Source organism: Streptomyces sp. NPDC017676, assembly GCF_044329325.1.
Classification (GTDB): domain Bacteria; phylum Actinomycetota; class Actinomycetes; order Streptomycetales; family Streptomycetaceae; genus Streptomyces.
The window spans coordinates 78,396-95,964 of sequence record NZ_JBIRJA010000019.1 but is presented as its reverse complement, the minus strand read 5'-3'; the positions used below and the strand labels follow the sequence as shown (position 1 = coordinate 95,964).

Genomic DNA, 17,569 nt, shown 5'->3' with positions numbered 1-17,569 from the left:
TCCCGAACCACGAAAGGCAAGACGATGACGTCTTCGCGCGTTCCGACCACCGGCCGGCGCGGCAGAGCCGTGCGCGCCCTCGCCGCCTCAGCCGCCCTCGCGGCCGTCGCCGCGCTGGCCGGCTGCGCCAGCGCCGACCCGTCCACCGGGCCGGACCACCGGGGCGGCACGTCCCGGTTCACGCCCGCCTCGCAGAAGGACGGCTCCGAGATCACCGTCTGGACCGACTCCACGCGGCTGCCGTCGGTGCAGGCGTACCAGAAGTCGCACCGGGACGTGAAGATGAAGATCGTCACCTACGACGGCGGCGCCGACGGCTCGACCTACCTCCAGACGAAGGTGCAGCTGTTCGACCGTACCGGCAAGGGCTGGCCCGACGTCGTCTTCGGCTCCCCCACGGACGTCACCTGGGCCTCCTCCCCCACCAAGCCGGGCGCCGCCGCCTTCGCGGCCCCGCTGGACGACAAGCTGGTCCCGCGGAGCACACTGGACGGCTTCGCCAAGGGATCGCTGACGCCCTGTCAGTTCCATGGGCACACCTACTGCCTGCGCAACGACATCGCCCAGGTCGTCCTGTGGTACGACAAGTCCCTCATGGACAAGTGGGGTTACCAGGTCCCCACCACCTGGGCCGCGTACCAGGCCCTGGGGCTGAAGGTGGCCAAGGAGCACCCCGGATACCTCGTCGGCTCGGTCGGTGACACCAACTCGCACGAGTCGTACTTCTGGTCCAGCCGGTGCCCGGCCTTCCACCTGACCACGCCGGACACGCTGCGCGTCGACCTGAAGGACCCCGCGTGCACGCGCATGGCGTCCCTGCTCGACAAGCTGATCTCCGCCAAGGCCGTGACCACCCAGGGCTTCTTCAGCCAGGGGTTCGCCAAGAGCAGCGGCTCCAAGGTCCTGATGGCCTACGGCCCCTCCTGGTACGGCCAGTACCTGTTCAAGGCCGCCTTCCACACCCCGGCCAAGCGGATCGCCGCCGCGGCCCCGCTGAAGTGGCCGGGTGAGACCACCGCCGGCACGGGCAACGTGGGCGGCGGCGTCTGGATGGTCTCCTCGCACAGCGCCAACCTCAAGGCGTCCACCGACCTGGTGACCTGGCTGACCACGTCGGACGCGAACCAGGCCACCGCACCCACCTACCCGGCCTACGCGCCCGCCGCCAAGGCCTGGCTCGCCGAACCGGCGCACCGCGACTACTTCGCCGACGACGTCAGCGGCCCGTTCCGGCAGGCGGCCGACGAGGTGTGGACCGGCTGGTCGAACACCAGGTTCTCCGACGCCACGTCCTGGTCGAGCGTCGTCCTGCCGGCCCTGACGGCCGGAAAGACCCTCATGGCGACCCTGCCGGAGTGGCAGAAGGCCATCAGCGACCAGGCCAGGGCCAACGGGTACCAGGTGACCGACCGATGACGCTCCTGGACGCCCAGCCCGTCGCCGTACCCGCCCCCACCCGCCGCGGCGACGCGCCGCGGCGGCGGGGCGGCACGACGGGGTACCTCTTCGTCGCCGGCTATACGCTGCTGCTGCTCGCCTTCGGCGTGTTCCCCACCTGCTACGCGTTCTACCTGGCCTTCACCAACGACCGCGGCCGGTTCACCGGCCTCAACCAGTTCCTCCGGGTCGCCCGGGACTACCGCTTCCTGCCCGCCTTCGGCCACATCCTGCTGTACCTCGCCCTCTGGCTGGTGGTCCTCGTCGTGCTGACGGTGCTCACGGCCGTCGTCCTGCGCAGCCGGGTCCGGGCGGGAGTCTCCGCGCTGCTGCGGTTCCTCTACTACATACCCGGCGCGCTGGCCGGGGTGGCGAGCGTCCTGGTCTGGCTGTTCATGCTGGACCCGGACGTCAGCCCGGTGTCCTGGCTGCTGCACCGGATGGGCCTGGACAGCTTCGCCGCCGTGCTGGCCCCCGGCAACCTCCCGGTGATCCTCGTGCTGATCGCCTTCTGGACGGGGGCGGGCGGCTGGATGGTGGTGATGTACGGGGCGCTGAACAACATCCCCGACGAGGTGATCGAGGCCGCCCGGATCGACGGGGCCGGACCCTGGCGCATCGCCTGGTCCGTCCAGATCCCGATGATCCGGCAGTGGATCACCTACATGACCATCCTCGCGTTCGCGGGCGGCACCCAGCTGTTCGTCGAGCCGCAGCTGCTCCAGACCGCCAGTCTGGGCCGGGTCAGCCCGACCTGGTCACCCAACCAGCTCGCCTACGTGTACGCCTTCCAGCAGGGCGACTTCAACGGTGCCGCCGCGATCTCCGTCTTCCTGCTGGCCCTCGGCCTGCTCTGCGCGGGCGTGCTGGTCCGGCGCTCCAGCCTCTTCACCCTGGAGGACAGATGACGACACGACTCCTCGCGCCCACGCGCTCGCGGACCACGCCGTCGCGGGCCGTCTCCGCCCTGGTGGTGGGCCTGCTGCTCGCCGTCCTGCTGGTCTTCTTCGTGCTGCCCGTGCTGTGGCTGCTGCTGGCGCCCAGCAAGACCGCCGGGCAGATCGTCCACGACAACCCGCTGTCCTTCGGCTCGTTCGGCAGGATCGGGGACGCCTGGCGGCACCTGTTCTCCTTCGAGGACGGCGCGGTCCTGGTGTGGCTGCGCAACTCGGCCGTCTACGCCGGCGGTTCGCTGCTGCTGACCCTGCTCACCAGCGTCCCGGCGGGCTACGCCCTGGCCCTGACCCGCTTCCGGGGCCGCAAGGTCCTGCTGGCCATCACCCTCGTCACCATGATCATGCCGTCGGCCACGCTCGTCCTGCCGGTCTTCCTGGAGCTCAACGCGTTCCACCTGATCGGCACGGCCTGGTCGGTGATCCTGCCGTTCTCCTTCTACCCGTTCGGCGTGTACCTGGTCTACATCTACTTCGCCACCAGCCTGCCGCGCGATCTGCTCGCCGCCGCGCGCATCGACGGCTGCTCGGAGTGGCAGCTGTTCACCCGCATCGCCCTGCCCCTGGCGAAGCCCGTGATCGGTCTCGTGGCCTTCTTCAGCTTCGTCGGCAACTGGAACAACTTCTTCCTGCCGTATCTGGTGCTGCCGAACAGCGACCAGTTCCCCATCCAGGTCGGCCTGAACCAACTCCTGTCGTCCACCCCGTCGTTCAACCCGGTGGCCGGAGCGGGCCTGGACATCACGACCCCGGAACTCGCCCTCGCCGTCATCATCGCCATCCTCCCCGTCCTGGTCCTCTTCCTGTTCTCCCAGCGCACCCTGGTCTCGGGGATGCTGGCGGGCGCGACCAAGGAGTGAGCCGGGTCAGCAGGTCCCGCGGTAGGGGACGTCGGGGATGTGGGCCTTCCACTCCTGCTCGGTGAGGGAACCGCTCCTGGTGCACAGTTCCCGGATCAGCTTCGCGGGCGTCACGGCGTGTGTGAGGAACCTGCCGTCCTTGTCCACGCTGGTCAGCATCGAACCGTCGGGTGAGAAGGTGACCGCGACGACCGAGCCCGAGGGGTCCGGGGTGCCCGTGAACGGAGGGCCGAGCTGACTGTGGGTGCGGCTGTCCCACACCATGATCTGTACCTGCTCGCCCAGGTCCCGGTGCACCGTGGCGAACAGGCGGCCGTCGGGCGAGACGGCGACGGTGGGGCCGGACTCGGTGGACACCGCCCCGGTACGCAGGTCTTCCCCTACGGGCAGCAGGATTCGGGCGTCCAAGGTCCTGAGATACGGCTGGAATCCCTGCGGATAGGAGTAGACCGTCGAGCCGTCGTCGCTGATGGCGTTCATCTGGAGGTTCCCGGCGCTCTTGGTGAGGACCCGGCCGGACGGGAACGCGACCCGCCCGAAGTTGGGCGCGGCGATCAGGGACGTGCCGCCTGGGTCGAAGAAGACGGCTGATCCGTTGCCGTCGTAACCGAGCTTCGCGCGTACGTCCCGGATCCGGTGCATGGTGGTCAGGTCCCAGAACCGGAGCGCGTTGGTCCCGTCGGGCATCACCGCCTGGGCGGCGAACGACCGGTTGTCGGGGGAGAAGGCGAAATTCTGCATCGCCCCGCTGCTCTGGTCCCGGTCGAGCGGAGTGGGGAGGGTGCCGAGCCTCTTCTTCCTGGCCAGGTCCCGGATCTCGACTTCGGGGACGCCGCTCTGGACGGCGAGAAGGCGCCCGTCGGGACTGAGGGTGGGATTGGCCACCGTCGGGCCCGGACTGGGGATGGTGGCCCGTCTGGTGTGTGTCAGCGGGGACCAGATCTCGATGGTGCTGCTGTTGAGGAGCGCGAGGGTGCGCCGGTCGGCGCTGACCGCGCTCTGCGAATAGAACTCGCCCGTGCCCTTGGGCGCCTCGGTGACTGTTCTGATGTCGAGTGAACGGACGGCACCGTCGATTCCGACGCACCGCAGTTCGGAGTCGTCGGCTGTGAAGAGCAGGCCGTTGTCGCTGAAGCACTCGCTGTCGGTGGTCGAGTAGTGCATGAGGGGTTTCGTCTGGCCCAGGGCGGCCGTTTCCCAGACGACACCGCCCTGGGTGAGGTAGCGGCCGTCCCGGCTGAAGCTGAGGGGGTACATCGCGGGGTCGTCACCCCCGGTGAGCTCTGTGTCCCAATAGCCCTCCGCACGGTGGTACACGCGGACCTTCCCGCCCTTCGCGCTCAGGGCGGCTAGTTCGCCGTCCGGACTGAAGACGACCGGGCCGAAAAGTTGCTTGCTGCTCCGCTTCGGGTCAGGTACGGGGATCTTCTTCTTCGTCCGGGTGTCGTACCAAGTGAACGGCTGTCCCTTGCCGTTGGGGTAGGGAGGTCGCGCACCGCTCACCGACCCGCCCCGCCTTGACCGGCCCGTCGGACTCCGCTGCGCCGTCCACCTCTTCCAGCAGAATCGCCCCGCCGCCTTCCAGCGGCATCCGCGCGAGAACGGGCACTGTCCTACCTCCTTGGAACCCCCACAACCGATCTGATCCGTTGAACCGGGAAACGTCTCCCGTCGGCCGCTGGTCTCTCCGCTTCCTCAGAGACCGCCACATACGGATCAGGCGGTTCCGTGAGCTGGTTCGTGGGTCAGTAGGACGACCGCGGCCTGAAGGCGACGAGCGCGTCGGCGAGCTTCGCCGGCCCGGACCCCGAACAACTACCGTCGTCACCGTCCGGTGCACGGATGCGCCCGCCACCTGCGGCCCGAACGCGGGGGTGTGCCACGCCCATGACCCTCGGGCCGACGCGCCGGTCTCCATCCGGCGGCGCCCTGTCGAGGGCTGGGCGCCCGCGTGGATCAACGTTCGATCGACGCCGCTGACCAGCTCCGGAGTCGGCGCCGCGGGTGACGGGTGCCGGGAGCGGGCGGGGCGTCGATCCGTCGTCCAGCGGCACTGCCGTACGCGCTGATCGCGCATTGACCGGTGGCTGCCAGTGTTCGTAGGGGGCCGGAACGCGAAGCGCCCGGCCCGCCCCCTGTGGCCGAACACCGAAGAGAGGGAGTCCTGGTGAGCGCGAACACCAACCCGCTGCCTCGTCCCCGCCTCCTTTCGCCCTCCCCCACCGTCCCGCCGCTGGTGCCGCTGGACGAGCGGCAGCGCAGGCTCATCTCGCTTCTGCTGGCCGGTCACACCGACTCCAGCGCCGCCCACCGGCTGGGAATCAGTGCCCGGACCGTCACCAACATCCTGCGGTCCCTGATGGACCGGCTCGGGGTGGACAACCGCTTCCAGCTCGGCGTGGCCCTCGGCATCCGAATGCGCCCCGCCCCGTCTCCCGCGCGTCGGCCGGTGGGGCCGGGCCTGCTGCTGGAGCGGGTGCACGACGGCAGCCCTCCCGCCCAGCGGGTGCCCGACCGCCGCCCTGCCCGCCCCTACGACTGACCACGGGCCCGTCCCCGCCCGGCACCACCTCCACGAAAGGCGACATCGATGAACCGGTACGGCAAGGACATGAACGCGGCCGACAGCCGGGACAACGGCGAGCGCGCGGCGAGCACTCCGGCCCGGCGCCCGGCGGCCCGCGGCCGTCGTTCCCTCGCGGTGCGGGCCGCGGTCCTGCTTCCCGTGGCCGCGCTCACCGCCGTTGCCGCGCTCACCGTGCACAGCGCCGACCCCACCGCTACCGACCGGACCGCTGTCCGCGCCCTCGACCCGGTCGACGACTGGAACAGCACGGGGTCCTGACGGCCGCTCGGCGCGCGAACCCGGGAGAGGCCGGCAGACATGGAGACGAGAGCACGGACGGCCGAGGAGACATGGGCCGCGATCCGGGGGCTGCTGCCGCGAGCCGGGGTGACCCGGGTCGCGGACGTCACCTGGCTGGACCACATCGGGATTCCGGTGTTCCAGGCGGTCCGCCCGAATGCCCTGACCCTGTCGGTGTCGCAGGGCAAGGGCACGACACCGGCGGCGGCCCGGGTGTCGGCCGCGATGGAGGCCCTGGAGGTCTGGCACGCGGAGCACTTCCCGCCCACCGGCGTCCACGCCCGCGTGAGCGATGTCCAGGGGTCCCTCACCTACGAGGTCGACGATCTGCGGTTGGCACCCCGCAGTTGTCTGAGCGGCGACACGGTCCTGGAGTGGGCGCCCGCCCGAACCCTCGACGAGGACTCCCGCGAGACCCTGCTGCCCGCGGCGCTGTTCCGGCTGGACGCGCTGGTCGCGCCGGAGTGGCGGCCTGCGCTGTTCACCGTCAGCAGCAACGGCCTGGCGAGCGGCACCACCTACGACGAGGCGGTGACGCACGCCCTGTACGAGGTCGTCGAACGCGACGCGCTGGCCGCCAGCGCACGGGCCGGCAACCGGTCCCGGGTGGCACCGGACAGCGTGACCGGGACCCCGCGGCTGCTGCTCGACCGCCTGGCCGCGGCCGGCATGGACGTCCTGGTGGAGCATTGCCCGTCGCCGGTCGGGACTCCGTGTTTCACCGCGCGGCTGCGCAGCGAGGACCTGCCGGTCGAGTTCATCGGCAGCGGTGCCCACCGCGACCCCGGGCGAGCCCTGACCCGGGCCCTCACCGAGGCCGCCCAGTCGCGGCTCTCCGCGATCGCGGGCACCAGGGAGGACCTCACCAAGGCGATCTACAGCGGCAGGCCCGGTTCCGCCGGGGAGCCGTGGGACGACGGGGGCGACGGGGCGGACTTCCGGGGCCTTCCGGTGCCACCCGACACCACCGGGCCCGAATGGCTGGGTCTGAGCCGTGCGGTGGCGGCGGTGTACGGCAGCACGCCCGTGGTGGTGGACCTGCGCCGCGAGGAGTTCGACGTACCGGTCGTGCGGGTGGTGTGTCCCGGTACGTCGTGCCCCGACGATTACTGAGCAGGGCCGCCGGGACCACCGGACAGGCCCCGCCGAGGAACATCCGACGTCCCCCGCAGTACTCCCCCGAGGAACGGAACTCCCCTGATGAACACGGCACCGTCATGAACAGGACGTACTTCTTCGTCGGCCCGTCCCTGCCCGACGCGGCGCGCCTGGTCGACTCCTCGGTGGCCGAGCTGCGTCCGCCCGTCGGTTCCGGTGACCTGCTGGCGCTGCCCGCCGGGCCCGGGGACTCGGTGGTGATCGCCGACGGATACTTCCATCACGTACGGGCCGTCCGGCACAAGGAGATCCTGGCGCTCATGGCGCGGGGCGTCCGGGTGTGGGGCGGCGCGAGCATGGGGGCTCTGCGCGCCGCCGAACTCGCCCCCTTCGGCATGACCGGCGTCGGCCGGATCTACGAGGGCTTCCGCGACGGAACCCTGGAGGCGGACGACGAGGTGACCCTGGTGCACGCACCGGCGGAGGAGGGATACCGGCGGCTGTCCGAACCCCTCGTCAACCTCCGGGCCACCCTCGCAGGGGCGGTCGCGGGCGGGCAGTGCACGCGGGACGAGGCCGAGGCGGTCGTCACCGGACTGGCGGGCATGCCCTACCAGAGCAGGGCCCTGGGGCAGGTGGCCGTGGTCGCGCGGCGGGCGGGCATCGACCCGCTCCGGGCCGGCGAACTCGCCGACCTGTGCCGCCGGGACTACGTGGACCTCAAGCGGGCCGACACCCTGGAACTCATCGCGGCGGCGACCGCCCCCGACCCCGGCCCGCCACCGCCGCCGGTCCGGGTCAACGAGACGATCCACCTGCACCAGTGGCGCGTCGCGCACGACGACCCCGGGGGCGCGGCGCACGGCGCGCTTCGCGTCTGCCAGCTCCTGGATCCGGAGTACCCCCGGGTGCACGAGCAGCTCGTCATACGCTTCCTCGCCGGGTGCCCGGAGTGCGCCCGGGCAGCCGAGGACCGCGTCGTCCCCGGCCTCCTCGCCGGTCCGGCGCAGGAGACCGACCGAGCGGTCGACGCGGCAATCCTGCACGCCGAGCACGCGGGGCTGCTGCGGCTCGACGGGGCCGGGCTGCCGTCCTGCATCGAGCGGTGGACCAGCCCCGAGGAGCGGCGGACGCTCGGCGTACGGGAACTGCTGACGGCGTTCCTCGTGCGCGGCTTCCGGCTCCGCCCCGGTCTCCCCCCGGACGCCCTGGCCCTTCCGGTGGTGCGCGCACGGCCCTTCCACCGCGACGCCGAGCGGATGTGGCGCAGGGCGGCCGAGCTCAACCGGCTCGCGCGCGCCGTGCGCCCGGAGTTCGAGCCGGGCCGCCTGCCGGCCCAGGTCGTCCTGCCCTGGCTCGCGGAACTGTGGCATCGCGCTCCCGCCGACCTTGAACTGGCGGCGCTGGACCGGGGCTTCGCCGACCTGCCGCACGCCCTCGACGCGGCCCGCACGGTGTACCTCGCCGTACGGCACGGTGCCATCACCCCGCACCCGGCCGCGGAAGCCGCCACCGGATGACGGGGTGGGCCGGGCGGCGGAGGGTCACCGCCCTCCGCCGGGGCTGGTCGTGAGCGCGGGGTCGGTGAGCGCCACGGGGGCCAGGATCTCGTCCATCGCCGCCTTCAGATCCTCGCCGAGGACGAACTCGCAGGCCGCCGCGTTGGCCTGGATCTGCTCCGGGCGGCTGGCGCCGATGATCGCGGCCGACACGTTCGGCTCGTGCAGCACCCAGGCCAGCGCGAGCGTCGCCAGGGGGACGCCCGCCTGGTCGGCCAGCGGCAGCAGCCGCTGGACCGGGCGCAGGATCTCGTCGCGCAGGAGTCCGCTCACGAATTTCCGGCCGAAACCCTTGGTGTCGGTCGCGCGGGAACCGGCCGGCGGGGGGCGTCCGGGCGCGTACTTGCCGGTGAGGACGCCCTGCGCCAGTGGGGAGAAGGCCAGTTGGCCCACGCCCTCGGCGCGGCAGGCGGGGATGACCTCCGCCTCGATCACCCGGTGCAGGGCGGAGTAGCGGGCCTGGTTGGACACCAGCGGCACCCGCAGTTCCCGGGCGAGCGCCTGGGCCGCCCGGATCTCCTCGGCCCGCCACTCGGACACGCCGATGTAGAGCGCCTTGCCCTGGCGTACGACGTCGGCGAACGCGACCAGGGTCTCGTCCAGGCGGGTGCCGTGGTCGTAGCGGTGGGCCTGGTAGACGTCGACGTAGTCGGTGCCCAGTCGTCGCAGGGACGCCTCGACGGACTCCAGGATGTGCTTGCGGGACAGCCCGCGGTCGTTGGGGCCGGGCCCCACCGGCCAGAACACCTTGGTGAAGATCTCCAGCCCTTCTCTCCGCTCGCCCTTGAGGGCGCGCCCGAGGATCTCCTCCCCGGCGCCGAAGGCGTACCCGTCGGCGGTGTCGAAGCTGGTGATGCCGGCGTCCAGCGCGGCCCGTACGCACCGGGTGGCCCGGTCCGCGTCGATCTGGCCGCCGTGTGTGATCCAGTTCCCGTAGGCGATCTCGCTGACGTACAGCCCGCTGTCGCCCAGCCGGCGGTGCTTCACGTCAGGTCCCGCCCGTCCGGCCCCGGGGAGGTGGTCCAGAAGTGGACGGTGACCATACGGCGCGGCCGGGAGCCGAGCACCTCGGAGACGCCGTGCAGGGACCGGTCGGTCGTCTCGATCAGCACGCTGCGGTTGAACACGGGGAGGATGCGCGCGCTGGGGGCGTCCGCGCCGGGCCGCCAGAGTTCCAGCAAGCCGCCGTCGTCGTCCCGCCAGCCCTCGTTGAGGTAGGTGAACAGGGAGTACCGGCGCAGCCAGCCGGTGACCGGGTGGCGGTTGCCGCCGATGTGCGCGGTGTGGACGGCTCCCCGCGTCGAGACGCGGTAGCTCCCCCAGTCGCCCGTCCGGTCGGTGCGCAGCCCGGCCGTCCCCGTGACTGCACCGATGTGCTCGGCCAGTTCGGCGGACAGGAGCGTCTCGCACAGCGCGCGCAGGGCGGGGGACGCCGACTCCAGGTCGAGCGAGAACCAGCGGGGGATGCCGGGCTTCTGGGTCATCCGGCCCACGTCCGGGTACCCCTGGGCCGCGGCCCGCAGGGCGTCCGGGTCGAACAGTCCGTCCCAGACGTAGTGGTCGTAGGGGTCGGTGCGCCGGCGGTCCGCGGCGGGGTCGCCGGGCCCGCGGTGCAGGGCGGTCAGGTCGATCACGTCAGTCGTCCTCTCGTCGGGGGTCGGCCTCGCCGGGGCCGTCCGCCCCTTCGGGCGGGGCCGGGACGATGCCCAGCCGGGCCCGTCCGTTCAGGCAGCGACCGCCGGGCACCTCGAAGCGCCAGCCGTGCTGGGGGCAGACGACGACGTTCTGTCCGGGGTCGTGGTCCTCCGCCTGGAGCCGGGCGCCCATGTGCGGGCAGGTGTCCTCGACCAGGTACGCGCCCTCGGCGGTGGTCAGCCGGAAGGTGCCGCCGGGCTGCCGCCGGGCCCGGTCGAGCTGGGCGGCGTGCTCGGCGAGGTCGCCCGGCGAACTGCGCCGCAGGACGGACATCAGCTCCTCGTTGTAGGCCCCGACCGAGGGCCGCCACGCGGTGAAGCGGAAGGAGAAGAAGAACTCTTCCCAGGTGCTCTCACCGCTGAGGATCGGCGGGAGGAACCGGGATTCCAGTGTGAAGCGGTAGTCGTGACCGGCGTCTTCGGGATCGCCGCCGCGCCACACCCGCAGCCGGCGGAAGTCGACGAGCCAGAATCCGCCGCCCGGGCCGCGGACGTCGAAGGCGACGACCGCGTCGACGGCCCGGCAGGTCTTCTCCGCCGACCGGAACAGGGCGTGGAAGTGGTCACGGAACGCGTCGAAGAGGTCCGTGCGGGGCTCGGGACGGGCGGCCAGCACGCGTTCGATGGCCGGCGCCCGCCGCCGCGCGTACCGCTCGGCGTACTCCTCCAGCCGCGCCCAGTCGAAGTCCTGCCGTATCCGGGCGTCCGGTGTCAGCTCGGCCGGTCCGACGTCGAGGACGTCGCCCGGCAGCGGGGCGACGCAGCGGGCGGCGAGGCCGGGGTGTTCCGCCTCCAGCCAGCGCAGCAGTTCCGGGGGTGTGGTGAAGATGGACGCCGGATCGAAGAAGTGGGGGGTCAGGGCGGGGTCGAGGAGGATCGGTGGTCCGGCGAAGGCCACCGCGGTGCGCGGGTCCAGCGCCCGCATGTAACCGGCCCAGCGGCGCATCGAGTTGGTCCGTTTGCGGGCCGCGGCCTCGGCCGCCTCCTCGGCGGGGAAGGAGTAGGCGAACGGGAACCAGGTGGCTCCGGAGAACTGGGCCATCACCACGTCGATCCGCGGGTGCAGGCGGCGCAGCATGCGCAGCTGGGTCCGGTCGACCTGGCAGTCGTTGAGGTTGACGACGACCTGCCCGGTCGCGGTGTCCTCGATGACCAGTGCGGAGTCCTGGTGCTGGGCCATCGGCGACATGACCAGGCGCAGCCGGAGCGAGCCGGCCTCGAAGACCTCGCCGTCACCCAGCAGGGTCGGTGCCGGCCCCGGGAGCGCGGCCACCAGCCGGTGCCAGCCGGGCAGCCGGTAGTCCGGCATGAGCAGGCGCACGGACGGATCGAGAGCGGCGAGGACGTCCGCGTCGAAGTGGTCCTCGTGGTCGTGGGAGACGTACACGTGCGTCGCGCCGTCGAGCAGGCCGGCACAGGCGCTGTTGTCCGGGAGCTGGTGCCAGCCCGCCAGGAAGGCGCCGGTCTCGGAGAACCACGGATCGCACACCAGACGGACCTCGTCGGTCTCGATCAGCGCGCCCGCGTGTCCCAGAAACGTGATCTTCATGATGTCCTCCCGGAACAGGTCCGGCGACTCGGTGCGGAGACGTGGGTGTCCAGCCGCCGCAGGTCCGGCTGGGCGGTCTCCAGGTGGGCGATCATCGTGGCGATCCGCGTCCGCAGGCCGGTGTCCTCCGCCGCCACCCGCCGCCGCTCCGGCGGCAGGGCCAGCAGCTTGTCCGCCGTGCGGGCGAGCGGCAGGCCGTAGTGGAAGGCGGCGACGAGCCGGTAGGCCACCGCGACCGTTTCGGGGTCGCCGTGCCAGCCGCCCTCGGCCAGCCCGGCACGGTGCCGCGCGGCCGCGGCCGTGCCGAGGTCCGCGAGCCCCTGCGCGTCCAGGTGCCCCGCGGGCCGGGACGACAGGACGAGCGTCGCCAGGTCCTCACCGGCCGGTCCCAGCCCCGTCTGGCCCCAGTCGATCGCGACCGTCCGGCCGGGGGCGCGGAAGAGGTTGCCGGGGGTCAGGTCGCGGTGCACCAGGGTGTGGGGCAGCCGCCGCATCAGGTCGACGACCTGGGCGTGCCGCTCCCACAGGGTGCGCAGTGCCGTGGCCGCCGCGCGCGGGAAGAGCCGCCGCAGCAGCGGGTCGGCCGTGCCGGCGGCCTCCTCGACCCGGCCGATGAGGGCGGCCCGGCCGATGAGGGCCCGCTGTTCGAGGAAGGGCCGGCAGAACCAGGGCCGGGGCGCGGGCGGTTCGGCCAGGTAGCGGGCGTGGCAGCGGCCGAGGTCGTACGCCGCCGTGAGCAGGTCGTCGGCCGTCCATCGGTCACCGGGCACGCCCGTCACCCGCTCCAGCCACAGCCGCAGTCCCTGTCCGGCGCCGCCCCGAGGGGTCGTGGCGAGACAGCGCGGTGCGGCGAAGCCGTCGGGCAGCCGGTCCAGCAGTCCCGACTCCAGGAGCAGAGCCTCGCGACGCCAGTAGGCCCAGTCCCCCGGTGCGTCCCCGCCGTCGTCCATCTGCCGCGCGAGGTCACCGGGCGCGGGGGTCCAGCGGCGGTGGCTGACCTGTTTGAGGACCAGCCGCCAGGCGCGGTCGCCGTGGGCGGTACGGGCGGTTCCGCTGACGTCGTAGAGGCCGTCGCTGGATCTGCTCCAGCTCTCGTAGCCGATCGGCGTGGCCTGGACGTCGGTCACCCGGGCGGCCGGGTCGCCGAGCAGCGTGCGCACCGGCTGCACCACGTCGGCGGGGAGCAGGTCGAGCGGGGGGCCGGGCCGGTAGGGGGGACCGTCCGTCCGGGTGGCGGGGCCGTCCGGGGCCGGCTCAGGCGGCATGCCGTGCGGCCGCGACGGCCGCCTCCAGGTAGGTCCGCAGCTCTGCGGAGCCGACCAGTTCGAAGCACTTCAGGGCCGCCTCGCGACCGGATTCGAGCGAGCGCAGTTCGTCGGCGAGGCGGTGGCGCAGCACGTTGGCGAGCGGCGAGGTGTCCTCGGGAGCCGGCTGGATGCGTGACAGGTACGCGATGACATGGGCGAACGCCAGAGCGGCGTGGACGATGCCGAACGCCGGCCGCTCCTCGTTCTTCCAGGGTGAATGGAAGCTGACGTCCTCGGGGAGGACGACGTTCTCGGCGGCGAGGCTTTCGTTGAGCCACGAGTGGGTGGCCTCGTGCACGAGGGTCTCGGCCAGCCGCAGGGGTTCCTCGGTCCAGTTGAGGACCACGCTGCCGGGCAGGAAGTCGAACGTGTAGCTGCGGCAGGTCTCCTCCAGGGACCGGACCTCGGTCCAGATGACGACGGCCGTGGAGGAACGCAGCACGTCGCTGCCGACGGCCAGGGCGGCGTCGACCGCCTCGTTCAGCGTCCGCGCCATCTCCCGCGGCACCTCGGGGACCGGGTCTTCGAGGAGGAACATGCGGCTGCCCAGCCGGCCGTCCTCGACCTCGGCGCAGTCGGCGGCTCGGACCACCAGCACCGGTCCGACAGCGGTGGGGACGGCCCGGCGGCGCAGCCGGTCCCGCTCCTGCCACAGCCGCAGGGCCCGCCGGGCGCGCTCGGCGTCCCGGGTGCGCACGGCGAGCTGGGCCTGCTGGAAGGCGTGGTGGAGGATCGCGGTGTCGAAGGCGTCCGGCGTTCCCTCGGTACCGGCGAGTCGGGCGGTGGGCGCCAGCGCGCCGAGACTCGCCAGGACGCGGCGTTCGCGCTCGGCGCGCTCCGTGAGGAGGGTCTGGGTGAGCCCGTCCAGCAGCTCGGAGAGATCGACGGCGGTCGCGACCATGCTGGTGTTCCCTTCTGGTGCTGTGGGGTGGTTGCGTCGGGCGGGCCGTTGCCGGCCCGTGTGTCAGCGGGCCGCCTCGGGGGCCGACCACTTGGCGAGGTGCTGCGCCTTCTCCTCGTCGGTCACGGCCCGCAGTTCGCGCATGTAGTCGAACGGGGACTTGGTGGCGAACTGCCGGCGGTTCCAGCACGGGTACATGAAGGCGACGAGTTCGCAGAGCACACCGAACCCGGCCGTGCGGCCGAGCCGCTCGTCCAGTCCGGGGCGTTGGGCCAGCAGTGCCGCGTACAGCGCGTCGGCCCGTTCCCGCGAGGGGCCCGGCCGTCCGCCGCGCCGTCGGGCGAGGCGGTCGTGGAGCTGGTAGGCGAAGCAGTCGCCGAGCAGGGCGGCCAGCCAGTCCCGGTCCGGGTGGCGCAGCGGTGCGGTGCGCATCCCGACGGACTCCTCGGCCCGCAGCCACTGACCGGTCCAGGCGCGGGCGCCCTCGCGCAGCAGGGCCTCCGCGACGACGACCGGGTCGTCGGGCCGGCCGACGATCCAGGCGAGTTCGCAGGAGCCGTCGGAGTAGGGGCGCGGGTGCGGCTCCGGCGCGTAGACGACCGCGCCGAGCGCGAGGTCCAGCACGTAGCGCAGGCCGACCTCGTCCAGTACGGCGGCGGCGGCCGTGGTGACCTCCCGGGCCGCCGGGCCGGCCGCCAGCAGGGTCCGGGGCAGGCCCGGGGCCCGCGGCTCGTCCGCCGGGGTCTCCAGGACCAGCACCTCCGGTCCGTCGTCGGCGGTGCCGCCGAGCGTGAGCGATGCCGCGGACCGGTCGAACCGGTCCAGGGCGACCCGGGCGGGGGCTGCCTCGGCGAGCGCGACCAGGGCGGTCAGGGCCCGGTCGAGGGGGGTGACGACGCGGTCCGGGCCGGGGGGTACGACGCCGGGCCCGGCCGGTGTGCGTACGGCGGCCCGGGGAGCCCGGTCGGCGGCCGTCGGCTCGATCCACAGCAGGTAGGAGTGGATGGCCCGGCCGTCCAGCGAGGCGTTCCAGACGCGGTTCTCCGACGGGTCCAGGTCGATGGCGGGAAGCAGGAACATGGGACGGGGTGCCTTTCAGACGGCGGCCGGCAGCGCGGCCGCCACGTGGTCGATGACCTTGCGCCGGTGGTCGCAGTAGTCCTCCTCGAACCCGGTGCCCGCGAACCGCAGCCGGTCCGGCAGGGCACCGCCGCGGCAGGTCCGGGCATGGGAGCAGCCGGCGCACTGGGCGAGCAGGGCGGTGAGGTCACCGCGCAGGCGGGGATTGGTGTCCAGGGTCAGCAGGTCGTCCAGGGACTCGGTGGTGTCCACCGAGCCCAGCAGGGCGCCGGGCATGGTGAGTTCGTCGGAGCTGCCGATGCGGCCGTCGGGGTAGAGCGTGACGATGTAGGGCTCCTTGCGCTCGCTGTAGCTGGTGTAGCTGGTCGGCAGGCCGGACAGCGCGCGGATGATGGTGAAGAACGGCTCCAGGACGTAGGAGCGGTACGCCTTGGTGGCACGCCAGTGCTCGAAGGCCTGGACGAGGAAGTCGGCGTACTCGTCGGGGGTGGTCGCCCAGCCGGGCATGCCGACCCCGTCCGGGTTGAGCAGGCGCAGGGACTCGCGGTTGGCGGTCCGGTAGTCCTTCGTCCTGACGTTGAAGTCCAGGCAGCCGGAGAGCTTGACGCCCTTGACCGCCTCGAAGCCGCCCAGGGAGTCGAGGACTTCGCCCGCCCGGCCGAGGACGCGCCGGGTGACGACGACGATCACGCCGACCTGCCGGCCCCGCGCGGCGAGCAGTTCGAGCGCGCGCACCACCTTCGGATACGTGGGCTTGTCACGGAAGTCGACGCGGTGGGCGTTGCCCCGCTCGTCGCCGTCGAGGCTGACGCCGATCTCGATGTCCGGCCACTCCCGGTCGAAGAAGTCCAGCCAGGCGTCGTCGAGCAGGATGCCGTTGGTCTGCATCGACAGGGTCACCCGGCCTTCGTAACCGCGCAGGACGGCGAGCAGTTCGCCCAGCCTGCGCCGGCCGAGCAACAGGGGTTCGCCGCCGTGCAGTTCGACGGCCAGCGGCCGTCCCTGGCACGCGTCGAGGAAACGCCGGAGCACATCCGGCTTCAGCATGAGGGCGTTCGGGTACGGCTTGCGTCGCTCATAGCAGTAATGGCAATTGATGTTGCATATCTCGCCGGGGAGTTTCAGCATCGCCAGAATTGTCTCGCCGGGCGCCGGAAGCCTCAGCTCCATGGGGAATTCCATTCCTTAGGAATGCGGTGGGAAGAATGTTCTCTGGTCCGGGATTCACGCGTCAACGCGTCGCCGGTCATATTGCGGGAACCCGCACCCGGGAACGGGGCCCGTCGGCGGACATGCTCGCGACGATCTCCGCGGCCGGCAGCCAGCGTGTCTCGCCGACGACGGCGCGCAGCCGGTCCGTCGCGGGGACGCGGCCGGTGACGTCGCTGCGGCCGGGGAAGACCTGCTCGTACGGCACGTGCACGACGCCGGCCGTGCTCCCGGTCGCCGCCAGGACCAGGCGGGCCAGTTCGCCGATGCTCGTCTCGCGGGTGGAGCCGATGTTGTACACGTTGCCGCCGGGCCGCCAGGCCGGCGCCGCCGCCATCAGGCGCAGCAGCCGGTCGGTGAACTGGGTGACCTCGGTGAAGCAGCGCCGCTGGCTGCCGTCGCCGTGGACCGTCAGCGCCTGCCCGGCCGCGGCCTGCCGCAGGAAGGTGGGCAGGACCATGCCGTAGCGGCTGCGCTGTCCCGGTCCCACGACGTTGAAGGGGCGCACCACCAGAACGGGCCGGCCGGTGGCCGCCGCTTCGGCGCCGAGCCGTTCCAGCTCCCACTTGCCGGTGGCGTAGCCCTCGGTGCCGCTGTCGTAGGCGAGCGGCACGTACCGGTCGATGGGTGCGTCCTCGTCGAGCGGGGCCCGCCCGTCCGAGAGGCCGTAGACCGCCGAGCTGGAGAACAGCACCACCGGTACGTCACCGGTGCGCGCGAGGACGTTCGCGGTGCCGGTACGGCCCACCCGGTAGGCGAGACCCGCCTGGTCGGCGGCGAGACGCATGCCGACGACGCCGGCCAGGTGCAGGACCAGGCCGGTACCGGCCGACGCCGCGGCCACGGCGCCGGGATCGAGCACGCTGCCGCGGACCAGTTCGACCCCCGGGAGCCCGGCCACCGTGTCGGGCCGGCCCGTCGACAGGTCGTCCAGGACGCGGACGCGGTGCCCGGCACGCGTCAGGGCGCGGACCAGGTGACCGCCGATGAAGCCGGCTCCGCCGGTGACCAGGACCGGCCTGCCGGGCGCGTTGATGTCCCACATGGAGAACCCTC

General features: G+C 72.5%; 16 protein-coding genes. 7 read left to right on the top strand and 9 right to left on the bottom strand.

Features of this window, described 5'->3' with window-relative positions:
• The first annotated feature begins 24 nt into the window (after nucleotides 1-24).
• Genes ACH4LD_RS34090 through ACH4LD_RS34080 form a run of 3 tightly spaced genes read left to right on the top strand, consistent with a single transcriptional unit; the run spans nucleotide 25 to nucleotide 3,250 of the window.
• Nucleotides 25-1,416: an ABC transporter substrate-binding protein gene (locus tag ACH4LD_RS34090; protein WP_398057995.1), complete on the top strand. Its 1,392-nt coding sequence runs from the start codon at nucleotides 25-27 to the stop codon at nucleotides 1,414-1,416.
• Nucleotides 1,413-2,345, top strand: coding sequence for a carbohydrate ABC transporter permease (locus tag ACH4LD_RS34085; protein WP_398057994.1), 933 nt, complete (start codon nucleotides 1,413-1,415; stop codon nucleotides 2,343-2,345). Before ACH4LD_RS34090 ends, ACH4LD_RS34085 begins: the two co-directional genes overlap by 4 nt.
• Complete coding sequence (locus ACH4LD_RS34080) at nucleotides 2,342-3,250, top strand: carbohydrate ABC transporter permease (RefSeq protein ID WP_398057993.1); 909 nt, start codon at nucleotides 2,342-2,344, stop codon at nucleotides 3,248-3,250. The genes ACH4LD_RS34085 and ACH4LD_RS34080 overlap by 4 nt, the downstream gene beginning before the upstream one ends.
• Nucleotides 3,251-3,256: 6 nt before the next feature.
• On the opposite strand, the gene ACH4LD_RS34075 is transcribed toward ACH4LD_RS34080, so the two are convergent.
• Complete coding sequence (locus ACH4LD_RS34075; protein ID WP_398057992.1) at nucleotides 3,257-4,753, bottom strand: WD40 repeat domain-containing protein; 1,497 nt, start codon at nucleotides 4,751-4,753, stop codon at nucleotides 3,257-3,259.
• A 664-nt stretch (nucleotides 4,754-5,417) separates the two neighbouring features.
• Here ACH4LD_RS34075 and ACH4LD_RS34070 point away from each other — a divergent pair.
• The 4 genes from ACH4LD_RS34070 (at nucleotide 5,418) to ACH4LD_RS34055 (ending at nucleotide 8,734) form a co-directional block, all read left to right on the top strand.
• Nucleotides 5,418-5,792, top strand: coding sequence for a helix-turn-helix transcriptional regulator (locus ACH4LD_RS34070; protein WP_398057991.1), 375 nt, complete (start codon nucleotides 5,418-5,420; stop codon nucleotides 5,790-5,792).
• A 48-nt stretch (nucleotides 5,793-5,840) separates the two neighbouring features.
• Nucleotides 5,841-6,095, top strand: a complete 255-nt coding sequence (locus ACH4LD_RS34065) for a hypothetical protein (protein WP_398057990.1) — start codon at nucleotides 5,841-5,843, stop codon at nucleotides 6,093-6,095.
• A 39-nt stretch (nucleotides 6,096-6,134) separates the two neighbouring features.
• On the top strand, nucleotides 6,135-7,229 hold the full coding sequence (locus ACH4LD_RS34060; RefSeq protein ID WP_398057989.1) for a YcaO-like family protein: 1,095 nt from the start codon (nucleotides 6,135-6,137) through the stop codon (nucleotides 7,227-7,229).
• 104 nt (nucleotides 7,230-7,333) lie between these two features.
• The gene (locus ACH4LD_RS34055) at nucleotides 7,334-8,734 is read left to right on the top strand and encodes a TfuA-like protein (RefSeq protein WP_398057988.1); all 1,401 of its coding nucleotides are present in this window, start codon (nucleotides 7,334-7,336) and stop codon (nucleotides 8,732-8,734) included.
• 24 nt (nucleotides 8,735-8,758) lie between these two features.
• Here the strand turns inward: ACH4LD_RS34055 and ACH4LD_RS34050 are convergent, their stop codons facing one another.
• From ACH4LD_RS34050 to ACH4LD_RS34015, 8 genes are all read right to left on the bottom strand, one after another.
• Nucleotides 8,759-9,760: an aldo/keto reductase family protein gene (locus ACH4LD_RS34050; RefSeq protein WP_398057987.1), complete on the bottom strand. Its 1,002-nt coding sequence runs from the start codon at nucleotides 9,758-9,760 to the stop codon at nucleotides 8,759-8,761.
• The gene (locus ACH4LD_RS34045; RefSeq protein WP_398057986.1) at nucleotides 9,757-10,407 is read right to left on the bottom strand and encodes a 2OG-Fe(II) oxygenase; all 651 of its coding nucleotides are present in this window, start codon (nucleotides 10,405-10,407) and stop codon (nucleotides 9,757-9,759) included. Before ACH4LD_RS34045 ends, ACH4LD_RS34050 begins: the two co-directional genes overlap by 4 nt.
• Nucleotide 10,408: 1 nt before the next feature.
• Nucleotides 10,409-12,016, bottom strand: a complete 1,608-nt coding sequence (locus ACH4LD_RS34040; protein ID WP_398057984.1) for an MBL fold metallo-hydrolase — start codon at nucleotides 12,014-12,016, stop codon at nucleotides 10,409-10,411.
• Nucleotides 12,013-13,281 carry a phosphotransferase gene (locus ACH4LD_RS34035; RefSeq protein WP_398057983.1) on the bottom strand — a complete coding sequence of 423 codons (1,269 nt, stop codon included), beginning with the start codon at nucleotides 13,279-13,281 and terminating at the stop codon, nucleotides 12,013-12,015. Before ACH4LD_RS34035 ends, ACH4LD_RS34040 begins: the two co-directional genes overlap by 4 nt.
• Nucleotides 13,271-14,224: an aKG-HExxH-type peptide beta-hydroxylase gene (locus tag ACH4LD_RS34030; RefSeq protein ID WP_398057982.1), complete on the bottom strand. Its 954-nt coding sequence runs from the start codon at nucleotides 14,222-14,224 to the stop codon at nucleotides 13,271-13,273. Before ACH4LD_RS34030 ends, ACH4LD_RS34035 begins: the two co-directional genes overlap by 11 nt.
• Before the next feature lie 63 nt (nucleotides 14,225-14,287).
• Nucleotides 14,288-15,304, bottom strand: coding sequence for a hypothetical protein (locus ACH4LD_RS34025; protein WP_398057980.1), 1,017 nt, complete (start codon nucleotides 15,302-15,304; stop codon nucleotides 14,288-14,290).
• A gap of 15 nt (nucleotides 15,305-15,319) precedes the next feature.
• On the bottom strand, nucleotides 15,320-16,474 hold the full coding sequence (locus ACH4LD_RS34020; protein WP_398057979.1) for a radical SAM protein: 1,155 nt from the start codon (nucleotides 16,472-16,474) through the stop codon (nucleotides 15,320-15,322).
• Nucleotides 16,475-16,550: 76 nt separating this feature from the next.
• Nucleotides 16,551-17,558 carry an NAD-dependent epimerase/dehydratase family protein gene (locus tag ACH4LD_RS34015; RefSeq protein ID WP_398057978.1) on the bottom strand — a complete coding sequence of 336 codons (1,008 nt, stop codon included), beginning with the start codon at nucleotides 17,556-17,558 and terminating at the stop codon, nucleotides 16,551-16,553.
• Between the last annotated feature and the right edge of the window lie 11 nt (nucleotides 17,559-17,569).